6 protein-coding genes are annotated in these 5,853 nt (G+C 68.2%); 2 read left to right on the top strand and 4 right to left on the bottom strand.

Going from position 1 to position 5,853, the window contains the following annotated elements:
* On the top strand, window positions 1–491 hold a 491-nt coding region (locus tag KXJ60_RS20985; RefSeq protein ID WP_291132172.1), incomplete at its 5' end, for a DUF4399 domain-containing protein.
* A gap of 6 nt (window positions 492–497) precedes the next feature.
* Here KXJ60_RS20985 and ylqF read toward each other — a convergent pair.
* Window positions 498–1,439 carry a ribosome biogenesis GTPase YlqF gene (gene ylqF / locus KXJ60_RS20980; RefSeq protein ID WP_291132169.1) on the bottom strand — a complete coding sequence of 314 codons (942 nt, stop codon included), beginning with the start codon at window positions 1,437–1,439 and terminating at the stop codon, window positions 498–500.
* Window positions 1,440–1,573: 134 nt separating this feature from the next.
* On the opposite strand from ylqF, the gene KXJ60_RS20975 reads away from it, so the two are divergent.
* Window positions 1,574–2,044 carry an SRPBCC domain-containing protein gene (locus tag KXJ60_RS20975; protein WP_291132167.1) on the top strand — a complete coding sequence of 157 codons (471 nt, stop codon included), beginning with the start codon at window positions 1,574–1,576 and terminating at the stop codon, window positions 2,042–2,044.
* 39 nt (window positions 2,045–2,083) lie between these two features.
* Here KXJ60_RS20975 and KXJ60_RS20970 read toward each other — a convergent pair whose 3' ends face one another.
* From KXJ60_RS20970 to KXJ60_RS20960, 3 genes are all read right to left on the bottom strand, one after another.
* Window positions 2,084–2,980 (bottom strand): dienelactone hydrolase family protein, encoded by an 897-nt coding sequence (locus KXJ60_RS20970; protein WP_291132164.1) that lies wholly within the window; start codon window positions 2,978–2,980, stop codon window positions 2,084–2,086.
* Window positions 2,981–3,067: 87 nt separating this feature from the next.
* Entirely contained in the window at window positions 3,068–4,630 is a 1,563-nt protein-coding gene (gene gshA / locus KXJ60_RS20965; RefSeq protein ID WP_291132161.1) for a glutamate--cysteine ligase, read from the bottom strand.
* A gap of 33 nt (window positions 4,631–4,663) precedes the next feature.
* Complete coding sequence (locus tag KXJ60_RS20960) at window positions 4,664–5,665, bottom strand: tRNA-dihydrouridine synthase (RefSeq protein ID WP_291132159.1); 1,002 nt, start codon at window positions 5,663–5,665, stop codon at window positions 4,664–4,666.
* Window positions 5,666–5,853: the final 188 nt, after the last annotated feature.

Genomic DNA, 5,853 nt, shown 5'->3' with positions numbered 1-5,853 from the left:
CCCCCCCCCCCCCCCCCCCCCCCCCCCCCCCCCACGACCACGCCGCCATGCACCACGGGGGCATGATGGCCACTGCGGCCCACACCGCCCCCACCCAGATCACGGCCAGCGTGCCGGTGCTGCCCTCGGGCTACCAGAAGGTGGCGTCGCCGCCGGACGCCCGGGTGTATTTCGTCAACCTGCGCAACGGCGCGACCGTGAGCAACCCGGTGAAGGTGGTGTTCGGCCTGAGCGGCATGGGCGTGGCGCCCGCGGGCGTCGAGAAAGCCGGCACCGGCCACCACCATTTGCTGGTGGATGTGGCGGCTGTCGACGCCAACGCTCCGCTGCCGGCCAACGACCAGTTCCGCCATTTCGGCCTCGGCCAGACCGAGACCAGCGTGGAACTCAAGCCCGGCACCCACACGCTGCAGTTGATCGTGGCGGACCAGAACCACATTCCCCACCACCCGGTGGTGATGAGCGAGCGCATCACCATCACCGTGAAGTGAGGCGCCTCAGCGCCGGTCGGGCTTGCGAGGCTTGCTGGCGCGGTCTTTCTTCTTGCTCTGGCGCTCTGCGTCCGCCTGCTGGCCGGCCTTGAGCCAGCGGGTGAACTGCTCAGGCGTTTCCAGCGTGATGCGCCCGAGGATGCCGCTGCGGAAATCGGCAATCACCAGCTCGGCGGCCTTCTGCCAGTTCACCGCACCACCGCCGGCCAGCGCGCCGCGCTTGCGGCCAATGGCCTCCAGCAGCTCGTCGTCTGGCAGCGCGGCGATGGCATCGGGCGACAAGCCGAGCTTGTAGCGCGCGTCCAGCAGGGGCGCGTAAGCGTGTTTGAGTTTGGCGAGCAGCTCCAGCGCCACCTCTTGGTCGTCGTAGGCGTTGCGGCCCACGGCGCCGCTGGCCGCCAGGTTGAAGCCGCTTTCCGGCACGACGATGCGCGGCCAGAGCATGCCGGGGGTGTCGAACAGGTAGAAGTCGTCGGCCAGGGCGATGCGCTGCTCGGTGCGCGTGATGCCGGCTTCGTCGCCCGTCTTGGCCGCACGCTTGCCCATGAAGGTGTTGATGAGCGTGCTCTTGCCCACGTTGGGAATGCCGCAGATCAGCACACGCATGGGCTTGACCATGCCGCCGCGGTTCGGTGCGAGCTCGTGGCACGAGGCGATGATGGCGCGCGCCGGTGCGGTGACACTGGCGTCCAGCGCAATGGCGCGGGTGTTGGGCTGGGCGTTGTAGTGCGCGAGCCAGAGCGCGGTGCGTTCGGGGTCGGCCATGTCCTGCTTGTTGACCACCTTCAGCGTGGGTTTGGCCGAGGTGAGTTCGGCCAGCAGCGGGTTGGCGCTGGAGCCGGGCAGGCGCGCATCCAGCATCTCGATGACGACATCAATGTCCTTCACGCGCTCGGTGATGGCCTTGCGCGTGAGGTGCATGTGACCGGGAAACCACTGGATGCTCATCGGGGAAAAAACTCGCTGGGAAAATCGGCGCGTTGCCGGGGTGTTGCGGGGATTGTGCCTTGGTGTAATTCCGGGGTGTGGCGTGCGGCGGGCTACCTACAATCGTTTGAATTTCTCCAACCGCGAGGCGCTTCATGAGCATCACCGTCAAGATCGATCTGGGCTATGAGTTCGACGTCAAGGCCAAGGCGGCCGAGGTGTTCCAGGTGCTCTCCAACGTGCCCGAGTCGGTCAGCCACTTCCCCAAGGTGGAGAAGCTCACCGACCTCGGCGGCGGCGTCTACCAGTGGGAAATGGAGAAGGTGGGCACCGCGCAGGTGAACATCCAGACGGTCTACGCCAGCAAGTACGTGAGCGACGAAGCGCGCGGCACCGTGAAATGGACGCCGGTCAAGGGCGTGGGCAATGCGCAGGTGGGCGGCAACTGGAAGATCATGGACAACAAGAAGTCCACCGGCCTCACGCTGGCCATTCAGGGCACGATCGAGGTGCCGCTGCCCGGGCTCATGAAGATGGTGGTGGCCCCGGTGGTCGAAGCCGAGTTCGAGAAGCTGGTCGAGAAGTACATCGCCAACCTCATCAAGCGCTTTGGCGGCGAGGCCTGAAGCGCCTCCTGCCGCCCTGCACCTTCAGAGCAATCTTCTTCAGGCAGCCAGGTGCTGCTTGAAGAAAGCCAGCGTGAGGTCCCATGAGAGCTTCGCGGCGGCGGCGTCAAAGCGGGGTGTCGTGTCGTTGTTGAACCCGTGCTGCGTGCCCGGGTACTGGTGCGCCGTGTAGCGCGCGCCGGCCGCCTTGAGGGCTGTCTCGTAGGTGGGCCAGGCGGCGTTGATGCGTTCGTCCACCGCCGCGAAATGGATCAGCAGCGGGGCTTTCACCTTGGCAGCGGCCTCTGCCGGCGGGTGGTTGCCGTAGTACGGCACCGCTGCGGCGAGGTCGGGCACTTCGGTGGCGAGCATGTGCGCGATGCCACCGCCATAGCAAAACCCCACCACGCCCACGCGGCCCTGGCTGTCGGGGCGCTCCTTGAGCGCGGCGGCCGAGGCCAGAAAGTCTTGCCGGGTCTTGGTCTGGTCGAGCTGGGCGAACAGGGCGCGTGCCTTGTCTTCGTCGCCCGGGTAGCCGCCGAGCGGGGTGAGCGCGTCGGGCGCAAAGGCCAGGTAACCCTCCAGCGCCAGGCGTCGCGTGATGTCTTCAATGTGCGGGTTGAGCCCACGGTTCTCGTGCAACACGAGCACCGCCGGCAGCCGCCCGCCCGCAGGCTGCGACACGGGCTTGGCCACATACGCCTTGATGGTGCCGTACCCCATGGGCGATGGCACGCCCACGGTTTCGGTGGTGATGCGCGCATCGTTGGCGGGCACGACCTGGGCGGCGGCAAAGTTGGGGCTGAGCGGGGCCAGCAGGCCGGCGGCGGTCATGCCACCGACGGCGAACTTCGCGGCGCGGTCCAGAAAGCCCCGCCGGTCAATGTCGCCGTGCACATAGGCGTCAAACAGGATGAGCAGTTCCTGGTCGAAATCGGCGGCGGTCAAACGGGTCATGCGGGTCTCCGGCGAAAAGTCGCAGGATAGAGGGCGCAGGACAAACCCGGGTCATTGCCCATTCGGCCGGGCGGGCCATGTCGCCCGTCAGGCCGCGACGGGCGTGGCGGATTGCGGCTGGGGGCGGCCCAGGCGGTGGGGCGAGGTGTACTCCTGCCGGTAGATCTCGAACGGCATGGAATCGGCCGCTTCGATGGCGCGCTGGTCGTCGACCGACTTCGCTGCCATGGCTTCAAAGCGCGCCTGCTGCTTGCTGGCCCAGGGCAGGCCCAGCAGGTGCTGGTGCGTCACGCGCGACTGCGCGCGGGCAAACGCCACGAACGAGTCACCGTGGTGCTTGTGCATGGCCTGCAGCACGCGGGCCGAGGGCAGCTGGTCGGGGTGTTGCAGGTGGGCCTGCGCCTGCGCCACTGCCAGCGCGTGTTCGTTGCCGCCATGTGCGTCGTCCAGCAGGGCGGCGATGGGGACCAGTTGCTCCAGCAGCTCGGCGCCCCACTGCATCAGCGGCACGCTCTGGCCCTGGCGCATGAGTTCCAGACCGGGCTCGCGGCCGCGCGCAGCCGTGAGGTGCTGGTTGTGGGCCAGTTCGTGGATTTCTGCGGGCGTGTCGGGCGGGCTGTCGGAGAGCAGACAGTGCAGCAGGAAGACGTCGAGAAAGCGCAGCGTGGACGCGCCGATGCCGATGGGCTCGAAGGGGTTGAGGTCCATGAGGCGCACCTCGATGTACTCGACACCTCGCTCGCGCAGCGCGTGCAGCGGGCGCTCGCCGGGGTAGATGACGCGCTTGGGGCGGATCGTGCCGTAGAACTCGTTCTCGATCTGCAGCAGCGTGGTGGCGAGCTGGTTGTAGTCGCCACCGGGGTTGCGAATACCCACGGCCTCATACGCAGGCCAGGGCCGCGTGAGCGCGTCGTGCAGAGAGGCGGCGTAGCCTTCCAGGCCGTTGTAGCTCACGGCCAGCGTGGCCTGTGCCTCGCTCTGGTAGCCCAGGCGGCCCATGCGCAGCGAAGTGCCGTGCGGCATGTAGAGGGTGCCGGTGTCGCCCAGCTTCTGCAGCTCGTGCTGGCGGCCTTCGACGAAGGTGGAACACAGCGCAGGCGACGCGCCAAAGAGCGTGAGCAGCAGGAAGGCGTGGCGGCGGAAGTTGCGGATGAGCGCGAAGTAGCCGTCGTTGTCCACGCCGGGCAACGACCAGTTGTAGTGAATGCCCGAGATGGTCTGCATGCGCCGGCCATAGCGGTGCGCCAGCCCCATGCGGTAGACGCTCTTGGCACGGCCCACGTTGGACGAACCGTAGCGGCCAATGGGAATGGTTTCGTCGGGCGGCAGGCCACAGGGCATGCTGGACGCCCACATCATTTCCTCGCCCTGCGCGCGCAGGCTGCGCACGGTGTACTGGTGCACTTCCGTGAGTTCGGCCAGGCACGACTCGACGCTGTCGTGCACGCCCGTGATGAGTTCGAGCTGCGACTCGCTGTAGTCGGTGGTGATGTGCGGGTGCGTCAGCGCGCTGCCCAGGGCCGCCGGGTGGGGCGTGAGCGCGAGTTTGCCGTCGGGCTGGGCGCGCAGGCTTTCCTTTTCAAGGCCGCGACGCATGCCGCGCAGACGGTCTCCGTTGAGGGCGGCCAGCCGTTGTTCTAGAGAGGTCATACAGGCGTCGTGGTTCGGGTCCGGGGCCGGAAGTTAACACGCCTGCGCCATTTCTGCTGGCAGCGCCAGGATCGGCTCTGTGGTAGGCGCAGGGGCCGGTTGGGCGCGCCGCAACCAGGCTTCGATGTCGGCGGGTTCGGTGACCAGGCGCAGTTCGTCGAAGGCGGCCTGCGCCTCGGGGTAGCGCTTGCGCAGGTAGTTGAGCCATTGCTTGAGCCGCCCAGCGCGGTGGCGGCGGTCCACGCGCGCGCTCACCTGCGCCCAGAACACCGCCAGCAACGGGGGCAGCACCTGCCAGGGCACGGTGCCCTGCCCTTTGATGGCGAGCGCCAGGCCAGGGTCGGTGACCATGCCGCGGCCGATCATGAGGTGTTCGCAGCCGGTGACGGCCTGGCAGCGCTGGGCGTCGGCCACGGTCCAGATCTCGCCGTTGGCGATCACGGGCAGGCGCAGGTGCGCGGGCAGCGACTCGCGCACCTCGGCCAGGCGATCCCAGTAGGCGGGCGGGCGGTAGCCATGGGCTTTGGTGCGCGCATGGATCACGAGTTCGTCGGCCCCCGCTTCTGCGATGGCCAGGGCGCATTCTTCGGCGCGCTCGTCGTCGTTGAAGCCCAGGCGCATCTTGGCCGACACCGGCACATGCGCCGGCACGGCGCGGCGCACGGCGGCCACGATGCGCCCGATCAGCTCCGGCTCGTCGAGCAGCACCGCCCCGCCGCGGCTCTGGTTGACGGTTTTGGCCGGGCAACCAAAGTTGAGGTCGACGCCATGCGGCCCCAGGCCGGCCAGTCGCGCGGCGTTCTCCGCCAGGCAATGGGGGTCGGAGCCCAGCAGCTGGGCGCGCACGGGCACGCCGGCACGGGTGCGGCCCGCGTTGAGCAGCTCGGGCACCACGCGGATGAAGGCGCGCTCGGGCAGCAGGGTGTTGGTGATGCGGATGAATTCGCTCACGCAGCGGTCGATGCCACCGGTGCGCGTGAGCACATCGCGCAGGGTGGCGTCGAGCAGTCCTTCCATGGGGGCGAGCAGCAGCATGGGCGGTATTGTCCTTTGCCGGGACAATGTGCGGATGTGGTTGTTTCTTCCTCCGGCTGCTCCGGGTCTTGGCGACCGGGGTGGCCGGCTCCGCGAATGTCCCCCGGGTCGGCTGCGCCGCCCCTCCTCCTTTATTTCGCTGCGCCGGCCACCCCGATCACCAAGTCCCTCGTTGGCGCTTGAGACAT

Source organism: Hydrogenophaga sp., assembly GCF_019264445.1.
Lineage (GTDB): Bacteria > Pseudomonadota > Gammaproteobacteria > Burkholderiales > Burkholderiaceae_C > Hydrogenophaga.
Note: the sequence above shows the minus strand (reverse complement) of the source record. Positions and strands in the feature narration are given on the sequence as shown.